Here is an 18308-nt window from a genome sequence, read left to right on the forward strand (position 1 = left end):
TACCGAATGGAGGGGCCTATGCCCTCAGTAACCCAGATCGTCGGAACGGCGCACCAGCCCCGTAAGGGCTACCTGCCTCTATCCAAGTTCGATATGACGGAGTATAGCGACGGGAGCTCCGTCAGCGGAGAGTACAACATCCACCCGGCCATCGTCGGGCTGGCCGTCGACTACGGCACCAGGCTCGCGCAAGGCGCGCCATCGCGAGAAGTGTTCTCGGTGGCCCTGGCAGGCGCATCATTGGTGGGTGCCTTGAGCGAGGCGGAAGAGCTCCTGGGCGAGCTTGACGATATCGCGGGCGAAGACGGGGTACTGTCTTCGGGCTCCATCGTGCGCATATGCAAGCTATCCGGGTTCGATTCTGCTTTCAGAGCGGGAGCGAGGGCCTACAAACCGGTATCCGAGATCGAGCCAGATGGTCAGACCGTGGCGGACATCCGGACACTCATCGAGAGGACCGTAGAGTTCTTCGAGGACAATGGCCCCGTTACCGACAGCGGCTTCACCTTCAGCGGCGGCTACAGCGACAGCATCGAGTCGGGCGACGCCGACTACCTGACTGCGGACACGATATGGGACCTCAAGGTGAGGAAGGCGCAGCCGAACAAGAACTCCACTCTGCAGGTCCTCCTCTACTACCTTTTGAGCCTGCACTCCGACCAGCCCGAGTTCAAGGGCATCACGAAGGTCGGCATCTACAACCCCTACCTCCAATGCGCGTGGACGGTCTCCGTGCTCGATTTGGACGAGTCCATGCTCAGGGAGGTCGAGACGGAGGTGCTGGGCTTGCAGGGCCGGCATTACCCCGACGCCGCGCAGCTCCGCTACGACCAGTCGTCGAGCCGCACCATCTACCACGTCATCGACTGGATCCGGGAAACCTCTGAGAGCGAGCGCGACAAGGGCGACAAGTTCGAGCGCGCGACGCGCTTCTTCCTGGAGCACGACCCGGTGTACAGCCAGCGCTTCAGCAAGGTGTGGATGTGGAAGGACGCCCCCACAAACGACGGCATCGACATGGGAATCGACCTCGTCGCCCTCGATGCGGAGGACGGCAGCTACTGGGCGATCCAGTGCAAGTGCTACCAGAAGCCGGCTCTCGACTACAACGACGTGGCTACCTTCTACGGGAAGACCGGCGCGACCGACCAGTACAAACACAATATGATCGTCACAACCTGTGCCGACTTCGGCCCGAACCTGAACAAGATCGCGAAGCAATGGGACACAGTGAGGCTCTTCGCCGACGGAATGGCCGACTCCGAGGTCGACTGGGACGCTTTCATGGAGGGCCGCGAGACCGCCGAGCGCAAGTTCAAGGAGCCGCTGCCTCACCAGCGCGAGGCCATCGACGCTTGTCTAGAAGGCTTCGAGGAGAGCGAGCGCGGACAGCTTATAATGGCCTGCGGCACGGGCAAGACGCTCACGTCCCTCCGGCTCACGGAGGAGCTCCTGCCCGAAGGATCTACGGTTCTCTTCCTCGCACCCTCGATTGCGCTCGTCGCGCAGACGATGCGCGAGTGGGCGAACCAGTCCAAGCGCGCCATGCGCTGCGCCGTCGTGTGCTCGGATGCGAAGGCTTCAAGCACGGAGGGCGACACTTGGGAGACCTCTCTATCGGATATCCCATATCCCGCTACCACCGACCCCGAGAACCTCTACGAGCAGGTGAGGCGATTCGACAAGGACAGCGGGATCAATGTGGTCTTCTCGACCTACCAGTCCATCCAAGTCGTCTCTGACGCACAGCGCATGGGGCTCGACCCCTTCGACCTCATCGTGTCCGACGAGGCCCACCGCACCACGGGCGCGTCTGAGGCGGCGGACGACCTGAAGAAGCAGAGCGAGTTCACTAAGGTCCACGACAACAGGCTCGTGTCGGCGCACCGCCGCATCTACATGACGGCGACCCCCAAGCTCTACGGCGACAACGCGCGCCGCCAGGCCAAGACCGAGAACTACGAGATCTCCTCCATGGACGACGAGGCGAAGTTCGGCCCGGTCTTCTACCGCCTCACTTTCGGCCGCGCCGTGGACGAGGGGTTGCTCACCGACTACCGGGTCATCGCGCTGACGGTCTCCGAGGACGTCGTGAGCGACGTCTACCAGATGGCGATGGCGAGCGAGGAGGGCTTCGAGATCACCGACGCCGCGAAGGTCATCGGCTGCTGGAAGGGCCTTGCCGACCAGGGCAAGGGCGACGAGGGCGTGAGCCTGAAGAACGCCGTGGCCTTCTGCTCCACCATCCCCGAGTCCAAGCGCATGACCGACTACTTCCAGAGGACGGTCAACGCCTACATCGACTACGAGAACGAGCAGGGCAACGACGTGCCGCTGCTGGAATGCGTCGTCGACCACGTGGACGGCACCATGGACATGGGCCTTCGCAAGGAGAAGCTGCGCTGGCTCGCCGATGTCGACGACCCGGACGAGGACGGCGGCGAGTGCCACGTGCTCTCCAACGTCCACTGCCTCTCCGAGGGCGTGGACGTCCCCAACCTCGACGCCATCATGTTCCTCCAGCCCAAGAAGTCGCGCATCGAGGTGGTGCAGGCCGTCGGGCGCGTCATGAGGCGCTTCGAGGGCAAGGAGTACGGCTACATCATCCTTCCCGTCGTCATACCTGCGGGCATGACGCCCGAGGAGGCGCTCGACAACACGGACGCCTTCAAGGTCGTCTGGGAGATCGTGCAGGCGCTCCGCAGCCATGACGAGAGGCTCGACGGATCCATCAATGGGCTCGAATACGATCCTGCCACGACGGCGGTGGTCGACGTCATCAATGTGTCCAAGGACGGGCAGAAGCCCCCGAATGCCACAGACGGCGGCAAGGGCGCGCTGCCGCCCCAGCTCGACGGCGAGGGTCAGCAGATGAAGCTCGACTTCTCCGACAAGGAGCTGCAGGAGGCCGTTAACGCCGTGCTCGTCCGCAAGTGCGGCACGAAGGTCTACTGGGAGGACTGGGCGAAGGATATCGGAAAGATCGCCAAGAGGCACATCGAGCGCGTCGGCGAGCTCGTCCTCGACGGCGGCCCGGCATCCGCAGAGTTCGCGTCGTTCCTCAAGGGCCTCAGGGACTCGCTGAACCAGGGCATCACCGAGGACGAGGCGGTGGAGATGCTCGCGCAGCACATGATCACGCTGCCGGTGTTCGAGGCTCTGTTCGCCGGAGCCGAGTTCGCTAGCTCCAACCCCGTCTCCATCGCCATGGAAGGGATGGTCGAAACACTCCGGGGTTACGGCATCGAGACCGACTCGGAGAGACGCGAGCTGGCCGAGCTCTACTCAAGCGTGCGCCTGCGCGCCGAGGGCGTGCGCACCGACGGCGGTCGGCAGAAGATCATCAAGGAGCTCTACGAGAAGTTCTTCAGCCAGGCGTTCAAGGCGACGTCCGAGAAGATGGGCATCGTATACACCCCGAACGAGGTAGTCGACTACATCCTCCACGCCACAGACCGCCTCATGCGCAAGGAGTTCGGCCAGTCGCTCGCCGACCCGGGCGTGAACATCCTCGACCCCTTCACCGGGACCGGCACGTTCGTGGTGAACCTCATCCAGGACGAGGAGCTGATGCCGGACGACAAGCTTCCCCTGAAGTACGGAAGCGAGATCTTCTGCAATGAGATTCTCCTGCTCGCCTACTACATCGCGACCATCAACATCGAGCACGCCTACCACTCCCGCATCCCGGGCGACTACGCGCCCTTCGAGGGCGCGGTGCTGACCGACACGTTCCAGATGTACGAGGAGGGCGACCCCATCGACATCGGCACGTTCGTGGACAACACCGAGCGCATTCTGCGCGAGATGGAGACGCCCATCAACGTCATCATCGGCAACCCGCCTTACTCCGCCGGTCAGAAGAACGAGAATGACAACGCGAAGAACATGGCTTATCCGACCCTTGATGACAAGATCCGCGCCACCTATGCCGACCGCTCTAGCGCCACGCTGAAAACCAAGCTCTACGACTCATACATCCGAGCGTTCAGATGGGCCTCCGACCGCATCGGCAACAAGGGGGTGATCTCCTTCGTCACCAACGGCGGCTGGCTCGAAGGCGGCTCCATGGACGGGTTCAGGAAGAGCCTTGTCGACGAGTTCAGCTCCATCTACGTGTTCAACCTGCGCGGCAACCAATACACTCAGGGCGAGCAATCGCGCAAGGAAGGCGGAAAGATTTTTGGATCCGGATCGCGGGCGGCCATTGTCATAACCATGCTCGTGAAGAACCCAGACTCCGATGAGCGAGGCGCGATCCACTACCACGACATCGGCGACTACCTGACCCGCGACGAGAAACTCTCAATAGTGAGAGAAGCGGCGCAGGGGGAGGCGTTCGATTGGGAGACCCTCTCACCCGATCGTCATGGCGACTGGCTCAACCAGCGAGACGACTCTTGGTACGAGTTCGCGCCGATGGCTATAGACAAGCACGGCGCACCGGGAATCTTCGGCACTTATTCGCTTGGTGTGCTTACCGCGCGAGATGCTTGGGCATACAACTACTCCAAGGAGAAGGTCTCTTCTAATATCGAGAGTCTCGTCGAGGTCTACAATTCCGAGCTCGAAAGATATGAGGAAGCCGGATGCCCCAAAGATGTATCGTCATTTGTTGATCCAGACGGAACAAAAATCAGCTGGACAAGGGCGTTAAAGGGAGATCTCAAGCGGAAGAAAAACTTAGTATTCCATGATCGAAACATTGTTCTTGGATCCTATAGACCGTTTTGCAAACAATGGGTGTATTTCGATAGGCGCCTTAATGAGATGGTCTATCTCATGCCAGAGCAGTATCCAGAGAAAGATACGCAGAATGTCTCCATCTGCATTTCGGGAACGAAGAACTTCAGCGTGCTCATCACCGACGAGCTGCCAAACTACCACTACGACGGCGATTCGCAATGCTTCCCGATGTATTGGTATGAGAGGACCCAGGAGATCGGCGGCCTCTTCCAAGAGGCTCCAAGTGAGCTGATCCAGCATGAGGCCGTGTCCGACGAGGCCTTGACGGTATTCCGGGAGGCATATCCTCGTGCATTCGATGCTTTTGGCAAACGCAAGCCACGACCAAAGAGTCAAGGCGGCATCGAGCTAACAAAAGAGGACATCTTCTATTACGTCTACGGCATCCTCCACTCTCCTGAATACCGCATGCGCTTCAATTCAAATCTGAAGAAGGAGCTTCCGCGAATTCCCCTGGCTGATGACTTTGTTGCCTTCTCGAATGCCGGGCGCAAATTAGCGAAACTGCATCTCGATTACGAGGAGCTGGAGCCTTGGCCGGTTGAAGAAGTCGGCAATTCAGTCGATCCCGGTCCGGTGAAGAAGATCAAATGGGCCAAAAAGCGCAATCCGTCCACAGGCAAAAAGGAAAACGACTACACGACTCTCATCTACAACGACAATCTCACCATACGGGACATCCCAGCAGGGGCTCAGCGCTACGTTGTGAATGGGAGGAGCCCGCTCGACTGGATTATCGACCGCTACCAAGTCAAAACAGACGGCCCGTCCGGAATCACGAACGACCCGAACGACTACAGCGACAACCCCCGCTACATCGTTGACCTCATCGAAAAACTTGTACGCGTATCAATGGAGACGATGGAGATAGTAGATTCGCTCCCGGCGCTTAAAGAGAAACCGCAACCCGCAGACTGGCCGCTCGCGTGGCGCTCGGAGGGATAGGAGAACCATGTCAAACGACTTCATCGAAGAGAAATACGACGAGTGGCTCGAAGTTTATAAGAGCGCATTCGAGGGACAGCACTGGGAAGACGAGAGATATAAATGGGTGGCCGCTCGGCAATTCCAAGACTCCTGGGACATTGATGTGGAGGACTTCCCAACAATGCTTGAGAAATCGCTCTCGAAAACCGGTAACCTGCTTGTCTCTGCAGGTAATTTCCCTAAGGGCATGATCACCCAGTTCGCGCATATCGCCCCGGAAGAGGTTCGCGAGATGTTCCGCGAGCTGTTCGACGAATCCCGAGACGTGGTGGAGAGGATAGAGGACTTCAAGCACAAAGCCGAAGCAATCCATGCGAAATATCGCCCGGACGCCGGGAACCACTTTCAGTCCGAGAACGCGATTTCGACGTATCTCTGGCTGAGGTACCCGCACAAGTACTATATCTACAAGCTTGGCGAGGTCCGAGCTGTTGCAGCGGCGCTCGGCAGCGACCTCGTTTTCAAGAAGGGTCGGTACGAGGACAATCTCAGGAACTTCTATCGTCTCTACGATTCGATCCACGACGAGATCGTTAAGGACACTGGACTGCGGGAAATGCTTGAGCGCTCCATCGACCAAGATTGCTACACAGATCCAGAAGAGAGAACCCTCACGTTCGACTTCGGATTCTTTGTCAGCAGGACCTCGCAGGAAAGCGGAGAGCACAAGCACCTTAGCGAAGAAAATCCCCCCAGCTTCGATGAAGTTCGCGCAGTATGGTGGCTCAACGCCAACCCGAAGATCTGGAGCTTTGCGGAGACGCCAGTCGGCGAAGTGCAGACCTACACCCTCTTCAACGAGAACGGCAACAAGCGACGCATATTCCAGAACTTCCTTGACGCCAAGCCCGGCGATATCGTTATTGGCTACGAGTCGAACCCCGTGAAGCAGATAGTGGCCTTGGGCGAGATCGTTGAAAGTAGTGATGGCGAGAAGATCGCATTCCAGAAGACAGAGGCCCTCGCAACCCCCGTTGACTATCAGGATCTGAAAGCAATGCCAGAGCTGGAGAACATGGAGTTCTTCGTCAACCCCAACGGCAGCCTGTTCAAAGTGGAATCCGAGGAGTACGAGGCAATCATCGATGTCGTTCGCGAGCTGAATCCCGCCGTCCAAGCAGAGGAAGCAGCTCCGTATGACCGTGAGAGCTTCCTCTCGGAGGTGTTCGTCGCGCCCGAGGAGTACGACAAGCTCGCGCGAGTGCTCAGGAAATCGAAGAACCTCATCCTGCAAGGAGCGCCCGGGACCGGCAAGACGTTCGCTGCAAAGCGGCTGGCCTTCGCCATGATGGGCGCGAAGGACGACGCGCGAATCCGGCTCGTGCAGTTCCACCAGAACTACTCGTACGAGGACTTCGTCATGGGCTACAAGCCTGACGGCGATGCTTTCAAGCTCAAAAACGGTGTCTTCTATGAGTTCTGCAAGATGGCTGAGAGCCATCCCGACTTGGAGTACTTCTTCATCATCGACGAAATCAACCGTGGCAACATGAGCAAGGTGTTCGGCGAGCTGCTCATGCTTATTGAGGCGAGCCATCGCGGCGACTACGCCACGCTGGCCTACAGCGGACTCCCGTTCACGGTGCCAGAGAACCTCTACATCATCGGCATGATGAACACAGCGGACAGAAGCCTCGCCATGATCGACTACGCCCTTCGCCGTCGCTTCGCCTTCTACGAGATGGAGCCCGCATTCGATGCCCAAGGCTTTCTCTCGGCAGTGTCGGATAGCGATTCACCCCAACTGCGGAATCTCATCGAGGTGATGCGGGACTTAAACAAAGAGATCGAATCCGACGCCTCTCTAGGAAGGGGATTCCGAATCGGCCATAGCTACTTCTGCGGCATGGAGAGCGGATCGGCCGAGGAGCTGAGCGACATTGTCGATCTTGAGATCGTGCCCATGCTTGAGGAGTACTGGTTCGACGACGAGGAGCGGGTATCGGCTTGGCGCGACCGCTTGGAGGGCGCTATCCGATGAGAGCCCACAAGGGCATACCGATATCCAACCTCTACTACATGCTCGCATATGCCTTCGAGTTCGTGGACGAGAGCAGGTTCGAGGATGTCGCCGCAGAGGAGTTCGACAACGCGCTGGATCTCCTCGCCGCGCTTCTCGATGCGGGCGTCACCCGTCAGATCAAACAGGGCCTCTTCCGCGAATACATTCCGATGCACGACGATCTGCAAGCGCTTCGCGGGAAGATCGACATGCGAGGTGCCATAAGGAACAAGATGGCCCGAAGTCCCCGAATTGCCTGCGAGTTCGACGAGCTGTCAGACGACAACCCTTACAACCAGGTCATCAAGACCGTTTGCTCGCTCATCGTGAGAAGCAGCGAGGTGCAGAAGAGCACCAAGGACTCAATCAAGAAGAGTATGCTTTACTTCTCGAACGTGTCGTTCGTGGAGCCATCGAGCATACAATGGTCGGCCTTCGCATTCGGGCGCGAGAACCGCTCGTATCGATTGCTCGTAAGCATCTGTCAGCTCATCATCCAAGGCATGCTCTTGACTGATGCGGGAGGCGGTATGCTTCTCGCGCCCTACATAAGCGAAAGCGACATGAGCAGGCTGTATGAGCGATTCATCCTGCGCTACTACCAAGTGCATCATCCGGATCTGCATCCTTCGGCACCCAAGATCCCATGGGCGCTGGACGAGGAGTACGTGGGCACGATGCTGCCCGTCATGCAAACAGATATCGCGCTTTCAAAAGGCTCCCAATTCCTGATCATCGACGCCAAGTTCTATGCGCATGCTTATCAGAGCCAAGACAGATATGGCTCGAAGACGATCCACTCTCACAACCTCTATCAGATCTTCTCCTACGTGAAGAACAAGGCTGCGACATCTCCGGAGCTGTCGGTATCAGGGATGCTTTTGTACGCGAGGACCGGCGATGCGGTCCAGCCCGACGAGAGCTTCCTTCTCGACGGCAGTCGAATTACCGCAAGAACACTAGACCTGGGAAGGCCGTTCCCGGATATCGCATACGAGCTCGATAGGATAGCCGAAGCAGTGACAACCGGAGCCGCAAATGAGTGACGAGGCGGGCAAGAAACGCGCGACCATGATCATCGGACCCGGGCAATGCATGAGAATCATGAGCAGGAAAGACTATTGCGAGCAGCTTGTGCAGGGGCATTTCAGGATGTCGCTGATAAGCCGATACCATAGTATGGAGGAAGACGACCCGGAGATTGGGGACTCTCAGGAGGGAAGAAGGCCTTTCGCCGGACAGATCTTTCTTGGCTTGCCGTCGTCTGGCAGCATTGACGGAGCAACCTCCCAGCAGTTCTGGCCAGTTGATGCCATCTCGACACCCGCCAGCATTCCGGAAGCTGACGAAGCGGTGGTACTGTGCGCAACCCTCCTCGGAAGCGGAGCGCTTGACACCTGGGAAGAAACTGGCCGCCATTTAGGGAAGTTGAGCGACAGTTATACTGGCTTTCTCTCGACTCAGGTGGGGGCGCCTGGATCCTGCTACGGCGTAATCTTCTCGATCGAAGAGATGGCGGAACGCCTCTCTGCTTTCGCTGAACAGTATGGCCTCGCATTCTTCCATCGAGCCGTCGAGTACAGCGACGAGCCGTTGACGGCAGCCGATTTTGCGAGGTTCAGCACCGGAGAGGACGCGGCTCTATGGCGCATCCTCTTCCATAAGCGGTCCATCTACAGAAATCAGCATGAGTATCGTTTCGCGATTCTACCCAAGCCCGGTGATCGCTCGGGGAAGCTGAAGTCCATGCTCTGCAGAAAGGACTACCTCGAAGTCAGTGTGCCACCACTCAAGTCTTATAAGCTCATCGAGGTATGCGATCTTGCCTAGCACGATTCTATGAGATGTAATTAGTGAGAGCGCGAGAGGCGTGAGCAGCCGACCATTTTTCGCCAACCATACGAGCAGCCGATTCAAATCGGACAAGAGTAAGGCAGGGGCCTTCGGTATCGCTCTGTTCGTATCCAACGACCAGCGTATCGACGCTCGCCTCGTTGGAGCTATCGATCCAATACAAATCTCCCATTTCCAAATCAGCGACAACATCTGCTGATTCGAAACGTAGAACCAACGGCGACCCGGTTACCCGCTCTTGCTCATAGCAGTCCCAAACGCATAGAACATCCGCGAGGTAGTCCTCGAAGCCGTCGATCTCCTGCTCTGTCATTGCATGAAACATCTTCACCTTGCAATCTCTCGTTTTAATCGAGTCTATAGCCCGAGGTGCAGGGAGGGTGCCCGCAAATGGGACACCCATGCAAATCTATTTCCCCCTAGCCGCCTGCAGCGCGTCCGCCATCTCGGCCTGAGCGCTCGGGAAGAGGTGCGCGTAACGCAGCGTGATATCAGAGGACTCGTGCCCCATCCGCTCGGCGATGGCCACAACGGAGAAGCCCATCTTGATGAGCGTGGACACGTGGCTGTGCCTGAGGTCATGGACGCGGATGGCCTTCACCCCGGATGCGGCGCAGCCCCTGCTCATCGCCCTGAGGAGCTTCTTCTTGTTGAGTCCGGCGAAGATGCGCTCGTCCGGCTGGGTCTTGGCGACGTCGCGGATGAACCTCCGAAGGTCGTCGCAGAGGAACTGCGGCATCGAGATCGTGCGGTACGAGCAAGCGGTCTTCGGCGGCCCTATGACGTCCTTCCCTCCGCGCCTGTGATAGGTTTTGCTCACCGTCAGTGTGCATGCCCGGAAGTCGAGATCCGAGGGCGTGAGGGCGAGGAGCTCTCCCTCACGGATGCCGGTCCAGTAGAGCGTCTCGAACGCGTAGTAGATCAGCGGCTTGTCGGACACCGCGTCCAGGAAAAGGTTGAGCTCGGCCTTGCTCCAGATCTTCATCTCGCCGTTCTTCTTCGACCCCGCCTGCCTCAGCGACCTGCAGGGGTTCTCTTCGAGCTCGTAGTTGTCCACGGCGTGGTTGAACATGCCCCATACCTGCTCGCTTATGCGCCGTATGTAGACCGGCGAGTACTCGCTTCCGTCGGGCTTGCGCTGCGCGAGCAGGACGTTCTGGGCGTGGAGCACGTCGAGCGACGTGATCTCGCACACCAGGCTTCCCTTGAACAGGGGGACGATCTTCACGCGGATCATCCGCTCCCGCGTCTCGTACGTGGTGGGCCGAACCCTCGGCTCGATGTCCTCCAGGTACTTCTCCGCGAACACCTCGAAGGGCATCCCGGACTTGCCCGACGCCATGCGCTTGAAGTCCCGCTCGAACGCGTCGGCTTCGGCCTCTTCCTTGAACCCTCTGGCATGCTTGAGCCTGGATTTGCCCTCCCAGTCGCTGTAGCGGAACGAGGTGCTCCACGTCCCGTTCTCCTCTCTGCGCGCGGCCATGGTCAGCACCTCTCCATCTTGCGTACCATGTCGTCCTCGTCCTCGATCTGGGAGCCCGCATCGTCGCATCTGAGGCCAAGGAAGAGGTCGGAAAGCCTCTCGCAGAGCCCGAGGAGCCTCTCGCTCGGCTCGCAGCCGTTCCTGATCCTGTTCAGCTGCCGGCAGACCTCCCGCATCTCGTCGCGTAGGGCGGCGTAGGTGTAGGTGGATGGGACTATGGTTACCTCCAGGTCTAGGAGCTTGCTCGTGATGTAATCCTGCTTCGTCATCCCGCTGGCGGCCACGATCAGGTTGATCTGCTCGTTGAGCTCGGGCGTGATCCGGAACGCGATCGTCTTAGACCGGACCCTGTTGTGGTCATAGCAGCTCATCGTCGGCCTCCTGGTAGTCGTTCAGGGCCTCGCCCATCTTCTGCTGCGTACTCGGGAGGAGGTGCGCGTACTTGAGCGTGATGTCCGTCGAGTCGTGCCCAAGCCGCTCCGCGATGGCGATCACCGAGAAGCCCATCTCTACGAGGAGAGAGACGTGGCTGTGGCGCAGGTCGTGCACGCGGATCACCTCAAGGCCGCACGCCTGCGCCCCCTCGCGCAATGCTGCGGAGAGCGAGGCCTTCGTCAGGCCCGCGAACATCCTCTCGTCGTGGTCGAAGCCCGGCGGGTCGAAGGCGAAGTCCCTCACCTCGTCCCGGAGGAACTCCGGAAGGGATATGGTTCGCACCGAGTTCTCCGTCTTCGGGTCCGTTATCACGTCCCGGCGGTTGATGCGCTGATAGGACTTCGTGATGCGCAGCTCCGATCTCCGGAGGTCGAAGTCGTCGGGAACGAGCGCCAGGAGCTCGCCCACGCGGATGCCGGCCCAGTAGAGGAGCTCGAACGCCATGAAGTAGATGGGTCGGCCCGTGAGCGTGCTGGAAAAGCGGAGGAAGTCCTCCTTGGTCCATATGCTCATATCGGTCGCGATCTTGGATCCTATCCTCGGCGCCCTCTTGAAGGGGTTAGGCTTGAGCTTGTAGAACCGCTCGGCGTGGTTGAAGATGGAGACCGCCTGGTTGTTGACCGTGCGCAGGTAGGTGTCCGTGTACGGCTGTCCCGTCCTGGGGTTGCCCTTCAGGAGGGCGTTCTGCCACCTGACCGCGTCGAGCGTCGTGACCTCGGTCATTATCATCGGCCCGAAGAAGGGGACGAGCTTGTCGTTGATGATGTACTCCTTGGTACGCCAAGTGTTCTCCTTCAGCTGCGGGGCGACGTCGTCCTCGTACAGCTCGATGAAGTCGAGGAAGCTGATGTCGAGCGACTTGCTCTCCCTGGCCTTGAAGTGCCTCTCGAACCGGTCCGCATCGGCCTCGGTCGCGAACCCGCGCTTGCACTTGCTGCGGGAGCGGCCGTAGGCGTCCTCGTAGCGGAACTGGCTCGTCCATGTGCCGTTCGCCTCCTGCCTAGATGTCATCTTCGCCAGCCCCCTTCAGCGAGAAGTAGGTCTCATCGAAGTACCTCTCGCTCACCCTCCCGGGTATGGTGCGCAGGCCCTTGGCCTCAAGCTCTGCGTTCAGTCGTTTGATGACCAGGTACGCCGTCGCCTTGGACACGCCCAGGCGCTCCATCACCTCGTCCACCTTCATCATTCTTTCCCGTCCTGCCATGTCCGTCCTTTCTAAACAGCACAAATCCGTGCGGTTGGATGATTGCAGACCTTATCAGCACAATATCGTGCTGTCAAGCGATTGCGCACAGAAACGTGCTGTTATAGAATTCGAGGCACAGGTTAAGAACCAGAAGGAAAGCGGGTCGAATTGAGCAGGGGCGAGCGCATAAGGCGCTATCGGAAGATGAAGGGGCTGACGCAGAAGAGCCTCGCGGAGAGGATCGGTCTCGCGGAATCCGCCGTCCGCAATTACGAGCTGGGTTTGCGGGACCCCTCGCAGGAGACCCTGGCAGCGCTGTCTGACGCCCTGGGGGTGCCGATGTCCGCCCTGGACGACTACGAGCTCTCCTCGGCGCGCGAGGCGCTGGAGGCGCTCTTCAGGCTTGAGGACGCCTTCGGCCTCAAGCCCGTGGACGGCGAGACGCTCGCTCTCGACCCCAAGGCGGAGGGCGCCCAGAAGCTGAGTGCCGCCCTCGCGGCATGGAGGGGCGCGCTCGACGAGCTGGAGGCCGGGGAGATGACCCAGGACGAGTACGAGCGCTGGAGGGCGACCTTCGAATAGCGCGGCAGAGAACCCTTCTCGGTAGATCGTTGATGGCGGCATTCGTGCCGCCATTTTCTTTGCCCTGATGCGGAGGCGCGCCGCCTTCCTGGCCTTGTGTTACCGGGTCGGAGAAATACTCCTCCTTTGCGCGGGGAGTAAGCCGGGCCCGGGAAATTGCAAACCGCGCAGCATTCACCGGCTTCCGGCCCTCGAATCGGGAGCCCCGGACGGGCTCTGAGGGGTGGGAATCCTCCCCGAAAACGCCGATTCTGCCGAAAATTTGCTCCTCGTTTCTGAGCTGGGGAAACTTGCTTTTCGAGGGGCGAAAACGCGACAGATCGGAAAGTGGTAACAAATGGGGATGAGGGGGTGTTCCTCTATTCCTAGCCGACGGTTCCACGTGGCTTGCAGCTTCGGCGCCTTCCCGTCCAGATGAGCGGAGTTGAATGCAGTGGAATACAGTCGAAGCGAGAGCAGCAAAAAGCGGCAGAACGCCGGGTCGGGAATGAAGTTTGGCCAGATAAGAAGAGCCGCCGGTTTCTATCCGGCGGCTCGCTCTCAATTCTGCAAAGTCCATCTTTTCCAAGTGGTTTGCAACTTTCGGTCAACTGGGTTCAACTAAATTACTCTCGAATCAACAGGAATAAAGAATCAAGAAACCCCAGGTCAAAGCCACAAACCTACTCCCATTCCACCGTCCCGACCGGCTTGGGGGTCAGGTCGTAGCAGACGCGGCAGATACCGGGGACTTCGTGGGTGATGCGGTTAGTCATGCGCTTCAAGAGGGCCCAATCCAGCTCGGGCACCTCGGCGGTCATGACATCCACGGTGTTGATGGCACGGATGATAGCCGGCCACTCGTAGGCGCGCTCGCCCTCGCGCACGCCGGTGGCGCGCATGTCGGGCACCACGGCGAAGTACTGCCAGGCGCCCACGTTCGCCGCTTCCATCTCCTCGCGGACGATGGCGTCGGCCTCGCGTAGCGCCTCCAGGCGGTCGCGGGTGATGGCGCCGAGGCAGCGCACGCCCAGGCCGGGGCCGGGGAAGGGCTGGCGCTCCACCATGTTCTCGGGCAGGCCCAGCTCGCGGCCGACCACGCGCACCTCGTCCTTGAACAGCAGGCGCGCCGGCTCCACGAGCTCGAACTGCAGATCCTCGGGCAGACCGCCCACGTTGTGATGGGCCTTCACGCCGTCCTGGGACTCCAGGATGTCGGGCCAGATAGTGCCCTGGGCGAGGAAGTCCACCTCGTCGCCCACCTTGCGGGCCTCTTCCTCGAACACGCGGATGAACTCGGCGCCGATGACCTTGCGCTTGGTCTCGGGCTCGTCTACGCCGGCCAGGAGGTCGAGGAAGCGGTCGGTGGCGTCCACGTACACCAGATTCGCGTCCATCTGGTTCTGGAACACGTCGATGACCTGCTCGGACTCGCCCTTGCGCATGAGACCGTGGTTCACGTGCACGCACACGAGGTTCTTCCCGATGGCCTTAATGAGCAGCGCCGCCACCACCGACGAGTCCACGCCGCCGGACAGGGCCAGCAGCACCTTCTTGTCGCCGACCTGCTCGCGCAGTGCCGCCACCTGCTCCTCGATAAACGCTTGGGCAAGCTCGGGCGTGGTGATGCGCTCCATGTCGTCGGGGCGAACGTTCTGATCCATAGGGGCCTCCTCGCAAATTCGGACCGTGATTCTCTCTGGGACGATTATAGCGAAGGCCGCCATCGCCTACGGGAGGAAAGCGGGGAAGGTGTCGGCGGTTTGACGGCGGTTCAACGGAAGCGGCACTTCTTTCGGGCTGCGCCGCGGGCCCCTTCATAATGGGAAACGTCGGCCGGGAAAGCCGACCGAGGATGCTGGCAGGAGGCGCCGGCGAGAGGGGTCGGCCCTAGGGCCTGGTGCATATCCGAGAAAGCCGTGCGAGAAGGGAGTCGCCGTGCATACCGTGGAATTCGCCTTGGTTCTGTTGGCTTGCGTCATCGCTTCGGCGGTGCTCGCCCAGGTCGTACGGCACTTGTCGCTGCCCTTGGTGCAAATCGTGGCTGGCGTGGTGGTGGCCTGCATAGTTCCCGCCGTCTACGGAGTGGACATTCCGGCGGAGCTGTTCCTCGTGCTGTTCATCGCTCCGCTGCTGTTCGACGAGGCGCGCAGCATCAACCGCCGTGCACTCTGGGAGAACAAGGGCGCCATCTTCTCGCTGGCCGTGGGGCTTGTGCTGCTCACCGTGCTGGTGGTGGGCTTCGTGCCGCATTGGTTCGTGCCGTCCATCCCTCTGGCCGCCGCCTTCGCCTGTGCCGCGGCCCTGGCCCCCACCGATGCGGCGGCCGTGGGCGCGCTGGGTTCTCGCGTTGGCCTGAAGCCGCGCCAGTCTACGCTGCTGGCGGGCGAGTCGCTCATCAACGACGCATCGGGCGTGGTGGCCTTCCAGTTCGCCATCGCCGCTGCCCTGACCGGCGCCTTCTCGGCCGCCGATGCCGCGGTGTCCTTCGCGCGGCTCTTCTTCGGCGGCATTGCGGTGGGCGCGGTGCTGGGCATGGCGGCTGCCGCGCGCCTTGTCGCCGGCCTTCGTCGATCACTTCTCGCTGCCGTTTCTGCTGGGCTTGGTAGCGCTGGCCACGGTTCTGGTGGTGGTCTGCCGCTTTCTCTGGGTGCTGGCGATGGAACTGGTGCATCGGGACCGCGGTACGCCCGTACTGCGCGACGCCCTCATCCTCACCATCGCGGGCCCGAAGGGGGCCGTCACTCTGTCCATCATCTTCCTCATCCCGAGGACCCTGGCTGATGGCTCGGCCTTTCCCGAGCGCGACCTACTCATCTTCCTTGCGGCTAGCGTCATTTTGTGCACGCTGCTGCTGGCCGACGGGCTGCTGCCGCGTCTGGCTCCGCTCGGTGGAGGATGCAAGGGGACGTCGGCAACGGAATTGCGCCGCGGCGCCATCAAGGTGCTGGAAGGCACTTTGCGCGAGCTGCGGGCCATGCTGCAAAATGACGACGATCCGCAGCTGGAGCCGGCCCCGCGTCAGACCATCGCTTCCTATCGACTGCGGCTGAATCGCGAGCGGGGCGCCCTGGACGACTCGTGCAGTCGCCAGATGGACGAGCTTCAGGCTGAGGTGCGCCAGCGTCAGCAGCAGAAGGCCGACGCCATCGGTGGCGAGGCCTATGGCGGGGAAAGTCCTCGTGAGCGGGCTTCCTTCTACGCCATGCTGCGGGCCGTGCGGCGTTCGGTGGGCTACAGCGGCACCGATGTGAAAGTGGGTGCGCGGTTTGGCGGCCTGCTGGGGCGCGTGGCGCTGCTGTGGCAAGGCGCGAAGCCCTTGGAAGTGGAGGGGGATGAGGCCGAGCGACTCTATTACGATGCCTGCCTGTTCGCTATCGAGCTTGAGCACGGAGCCATCGACTTTTTGGAAGAGTCGGCGACCGACGAGGGTCGCCAGCGGGCGGCGCGCCTGCTGCTCGATGAGCACAAGACGGCCCTCAATTCGCTGTGGAATCGCATCAACTACGGCCAGGACGTGAAGCAGGCCGACCACACGGGGCTCACCCTCGTTCATCACGACGGGCTGCCCGCGGGCATGCGCCCCCTGTTCGGCAAGCAGCTGCTGGAAGCGGCCCGCTACGCCGACGAGGTGGATGCCGACGCGCTGACCATCGAGCTCGACCAGATCCGACGCCTCCAGGAGGACGGAGCCATCAGCGAGTCGGTAGCCCAACAACTACGCCAGCGCGTCTACGTACTGCAGATCACGTTGGGGGATTAGGGGGTCTTGGGCTTAAAGGGTTTCCAGGTTCAGCTGATAGCAGACTCGCCGCCCCGTTCGTGTGCGCCTCAAAAGGCCCTGCTGCTCAAATTCCTTGAGGCGTTTGTGAGCGGTAGGCGTGCTGATATGCGTCTCTTCGGCAATCTGCTCGGCCGTCAGGCCGTTGGCAGTAAAGAGCGCGGCATCAAGGAGAGTGGTGCCGACCCCTGAAACATCGAGAGGTTTGGTATCGACCGGCCACTCTGCCAAGATGTTCCGGAAGTGGCCGCGCAGGATCTGTTTCTCTTCCAGGCTCTTGTAGGTCTTCTCAATGGCGTCAATGATAAGATCCAGGAACGTAAGGATGAAGGGGGTAAGGTCTCCTCTGCTCAAGGGGTGCTCGGCCAGAGTGAAGGCCTTGTAATAGTCATGGATATTTTCCTTGACGGAAAAGGACAGTCGCAACCCGGCAAACCGGCTTACATACCTCGTAAGCAGATAGCTGCTCACAAAGCGGTTCGTCCTCCCGTTTCCATCATAGAAGGGGTGAATGTAGGCAAAAGCGAAATGGAAGATGGCTGCGCGTACTGACGCTTCTATGCTCGGATTATTGTAGAACTGCAGGATGCCGGTGAGCTCCGCTTCGATGCGACTCTCCGAGAAAGCGTTTTCGTGAATGGTTCTGTCGGCAGCATCGGCCACCCGGACTGCTTCCGTTCGGAATAATTTCCCGTCGGGCGCTTTTGTCGGGTCGTCGGCCAAGACTTCTTCAAGAACAAGGGTGTCGTAAAGGGATCGTATGTCTTCGCAGGTTGCAAGGGGCACGTCCGTATTTGTGGCAAGTGCCTGGTATTTGTTGACGATTCCCTGGAAACGTTGACGCTTGTCGTTCCGTCGCAGGGCATCAAGGGCCGCTTCCACTTGCTTGCGGGTCGAGATGACGCCTTCAATATCATTTGTGATGATGATCTCGTCAATCATGCATTCCGAAAGATAATGGTTGACTGCCGTAGGGGGCAGTGAAGAGGCAAGCTCCTCGGTCTTGCGATCAAGACGCTCGATTGCGAGTATTTTCTTGTATGTATCAGGAGCGCCCCAATAGAAGAAAGGCTCATTCTCACGCAGTCCGATAATCATCGCCGAAGAGTCGCTGAACCGCTTCTGGTAAACGGATTCGGCTTTGGTGGCATCGGTATGGAAGATTCTCTTTAGGTCTTGATACATGGCTTTTCCCAAGTTGGTTTAATTCTATAGAGCATTTTAGTCCCATTTGAGTTAAAAATGTAGAAGAATTTAATTCTGAACGATTTGA

13 protein-coding genes and 1 pseudogene are annotated in these 18308 nt (G+C 59.9%); 7 read left to right on the forward strand and 7 right to left on the reverse strand.

From position 1 onward, the window contains the following. Positions 1-6 precede the first annotated feature (6 nt). The 4 genes from ACTOXK_RS03935 to ACTOXK_RS03950 are packed head-to-tail and all read left to right on the forward strand — an operon-like array spanning position 7 to position 9565. Positions 7-5691: a DEAD/DEAH box helicase gene (locus ACTOXK_RS03935; protein ID WP_482279852.1), complete on the forward strand. Its 5685-nt coding sequence runs from the start codon at positions 7-9 to the stop codon at positions 5689-5691. Between the two features lie 7 nt (positions 5692-5698). Then, positions 5699-7714 (forward strand): AAA family ATPase, encoded by a 2016-nt coding sequence (locus tag ACTOXK_RS03940; RefSeq protein WP_482277586.1) that lies wholly within the window; start codon positions 5699-5701, stop codon positions 7712-7714. Next, entirely contained in the window at positions 7711-8781 is a 1071-nt protein-coding gene (gene mcrC, locus ACTOXK_RS03945) for a 5-methylcytosine-specific restriction endonuclease system specificity protein McrC (RefSeq protein WP_482277587.1), read from the forward strand. Before ACTOXK_RS03940 ends, mcrC begins: the two co-directional genes overlap by 4 nt. A gap of 25 nt (positions 8782-8806) precedes the next feature. Continuing rightward, a complete protein-coding gene (locus ACTOXK_RS03950) occupies positions 8807-9565 on the forward strand; it encodes a hypothetical protein (protein ID WP_482279853.1) in 759 nt (252 codons plus the stop codon). Positions 9566-9572: 7 nt separating this feature from the next. Here the strand turns inward: ACTOXK_RS03950 and ACTOXK_RS03955 are convergent, their stop codons facing one another. The 5 genes from ACTOXK_RS03955 to ACTOXK_RS03975 all read right to left on the reverse strand — a co-directional run bounded on the left by ACTOXK_RS03955 (position 9573) and on the right by ACTOXK_RS03975 (position 12711). Next, complete coding sequence (locus ACTOXK_RS03955; RefSeq protein ID WP_482277589.1) at positions 9573-9914, reverse strand: hypothetical protein; 342 nt, start codon at positions 9912-9914, stop codon at positions 9573-9575. Between the two features lie 84 nt (positions 9915-9998). Continuing rightward, entirely contained in the window at positions 9999-11072 is a 1074-nt protein-coding gene (locus ACTOXK_RS03960) for a site-specific integrase (RefSeq protein WP_482277590.1), read from the reverse strand. 2 nt (positions 11073-11074) lie between these two features. Next, complete coding sequence (locus tag ACTOXK_RS03965) at positions 11075-11443, reverse strand: plasmid mobilization protein (RefSeq protein WP_242164931.1); 369 nt, start codon at positions 11441-11443, stop codon at positions 11075-11077. Beyond that, entirely contained in the window at positions 11430-12518 is a 1089-nt protein-coding gene (locus ACTOXK_RS03970) for a site-specific integrase (RefSeq protein WP_482277591.1), read from the reverse strand. Before ACTOXK_RS03970 ends, ACTOXK_RS03965 begins: the two co-directional genes overlap by 14 nt. Then, positions 12508-12711 carry a DNA-binding protein gene (locus tag ACTOXK_RS03975; RefSeq protein ID WP_289636042.1) on the reverse strand — a complete coding sequence of 68 codons (204 nt, stop codon included), beginning with the start codon at positions 12709-12711 and terminating at the stop codon, positions 12508-12510. The genes ACTOXK_RS03970 and ACTOXK_RS03975 overlap by 11 nt, the downstream gene beginning before the upstream one ends. A gap of 150 nt (positions 12712-12861) precedes the next feature. Between ACTOXK_RS03975 and ACTOXK_RS03980 the strand changes: the two genes are divergently transcribed. Then, complete coding sequence (locus tag ACTOXK_RS03980; protein ID WP_289636043.1) at positions 12862-13275, forward strand: helix-turn-helix domain-containing protein; 414 nt, start codon at positions 12862-12864, stop codon at positions 13273-13275. A 662-nt stretch (positions 13276-13937) separates the two neighbouring features. On the opposite strand, the gene guaA is transcribed toward ACTOXK_RS03980, so the two are convergent. Beyond that, positions 13938-14918 (reverse strand): glutamine-hydrolyzing GMP synthase, encoded by a 981-nt coding sequence (gene guaA, locus ACTOXK_RS03985; protein WP_482277592.1) that lies wholly within the window; start codon positions 14916-14918, stop codon positions 13938-13940. A gap of 283 nt (positions 14919-15201) precedes the next feature. Between guaA and ACTOXK_RS03990 the strand changes: the two are divergent. Both ACTOXK_RS03990 and ACTOXK_RS03995 read left to right on the forward strand, forming a co-directional pair. Further along, positions 15202-15786, forward strand: a pseudogene (locus ACTOXK_RS03990) (cation:proton antiporter domain-containing protein); the annotation flags it as partial. Beyond that, positions 15728-17017: a cation:proton antiporter domain-containing protein gene (locus ACTOXK_RS03995; RefSeq protein WP_482277593.1), complete on the forward strand. Its 1290-nt coding sequence runs from the start codon at positions 15728-15730 to the stop codon at positions 17015-17017. The pseudogene ACTOXK_RS03990 and the gene ACTOXK_RS03995, both read left to right, overlap by 59 nt. 12 nt (positions 17018-17029) lie before the next feature. On the opposite strand, the gene ACTOXK_RS04000 is transcribed toward ACTOXK_RS03995, so the two are convergent. Further along, positions 17030-18220 carry a Fic family protein gene (locus tag ACTOXK_RS04000; protein WP_482279602.1) on the reverse strand — a complete coding sequence of 397 codons (1191 nt, stop codon included), beginning with the start codon at positions 18218-18220 and terminating at the stop codon, positions 17030-17032. Between the last annotated feature and the right edge of the window lie 88 nt (positions 18221-18308).

This window comes from Adlercreutzia sp., from assembly GCF_056795635.1.

Coding starts and splice junctions, on each gene's coding strand:
- ACTOXK_RS04000 (WP_482279602.1), bottom strand. CDS start 18,220: ATGTATCAAGACCTAAAGAGAATCTTCCATACCGATGCCACCAAAGCC.
- ACTOXK_RS03970 (WP_482277591.1), bottom strand. CDS start 12,518: ATGACATCTAGGCAGGAGGCGAACGGCACATGGACGAGCCAGTTCCGC.
- ACTOXK_RS03950 (WP_482279853.1), top strand. CDS start 8,807: ATGATCATCGGACCCGGGCAATGCATGAGAATCATGAGCAGGAAAGAC.
- ACTOXK_RS03960 (WP_482277590.1), bottom strand. CDS start 11,072: ATGGCCGCGCGCAGAGAGGAGAACGGGACGTGGAGCACCTCGTTCCGC.
- mcrC (WP_482277587.1), top strand. CDS start 7,711: ATGAGAGCCCACAAGGGCATACCGATATCCAACCTCTACTACATGCTC.
- ACTOXK_RS03975 (WP_289636042.1), bottom strand. CDS start 12,711: ATGGCAGGACGGGAAAGAATGATGAAGGTGGACGAGGTGATGGAGCGC.
- ACTOXK_RS03935 (WP_482279852.1), top strand. CDS start 7: ATGGAGGGGCCTATGCCCTCAGTAACCCAGATCGTCGGAACGGCGCAC.
- ACTOXK_RS03995 (WP_482277593.1), top strand. CDS start 15,728: ATGCCGCGGTGTCCTTCGCGCGGCTCTTCTTCGGCGGCATTGCGGTGG.
- ACTOXK_RS03940 (WP_482277586.1), top strand. CDS start 5,699: ATGTCAAACGACTTCATCGAAGAGAAATACGACGAGTGGCTCGAAGTT.
- guaA (WP_482277592.1), bottom strand. CDS start 14,918: ATGGATCAGAACGTTCGCCCCGACGACATGGAGCGCATCACCACGCCC.
- ACTOXK_RS03955 (WP_482277589.1), bottom strand. CDS start 9,914: ATGTTTCATGCAATGACAGAGCAGGAGATCGACGGCTTCGAGGACTAC.
- ACTOXK_RS03965 (WP_242164931.1), bottom strand. CDS start 11,443: ATGAGCTGCTATGACCACAACAGGGTCCGGTCTAAGACGATCGCGTTC.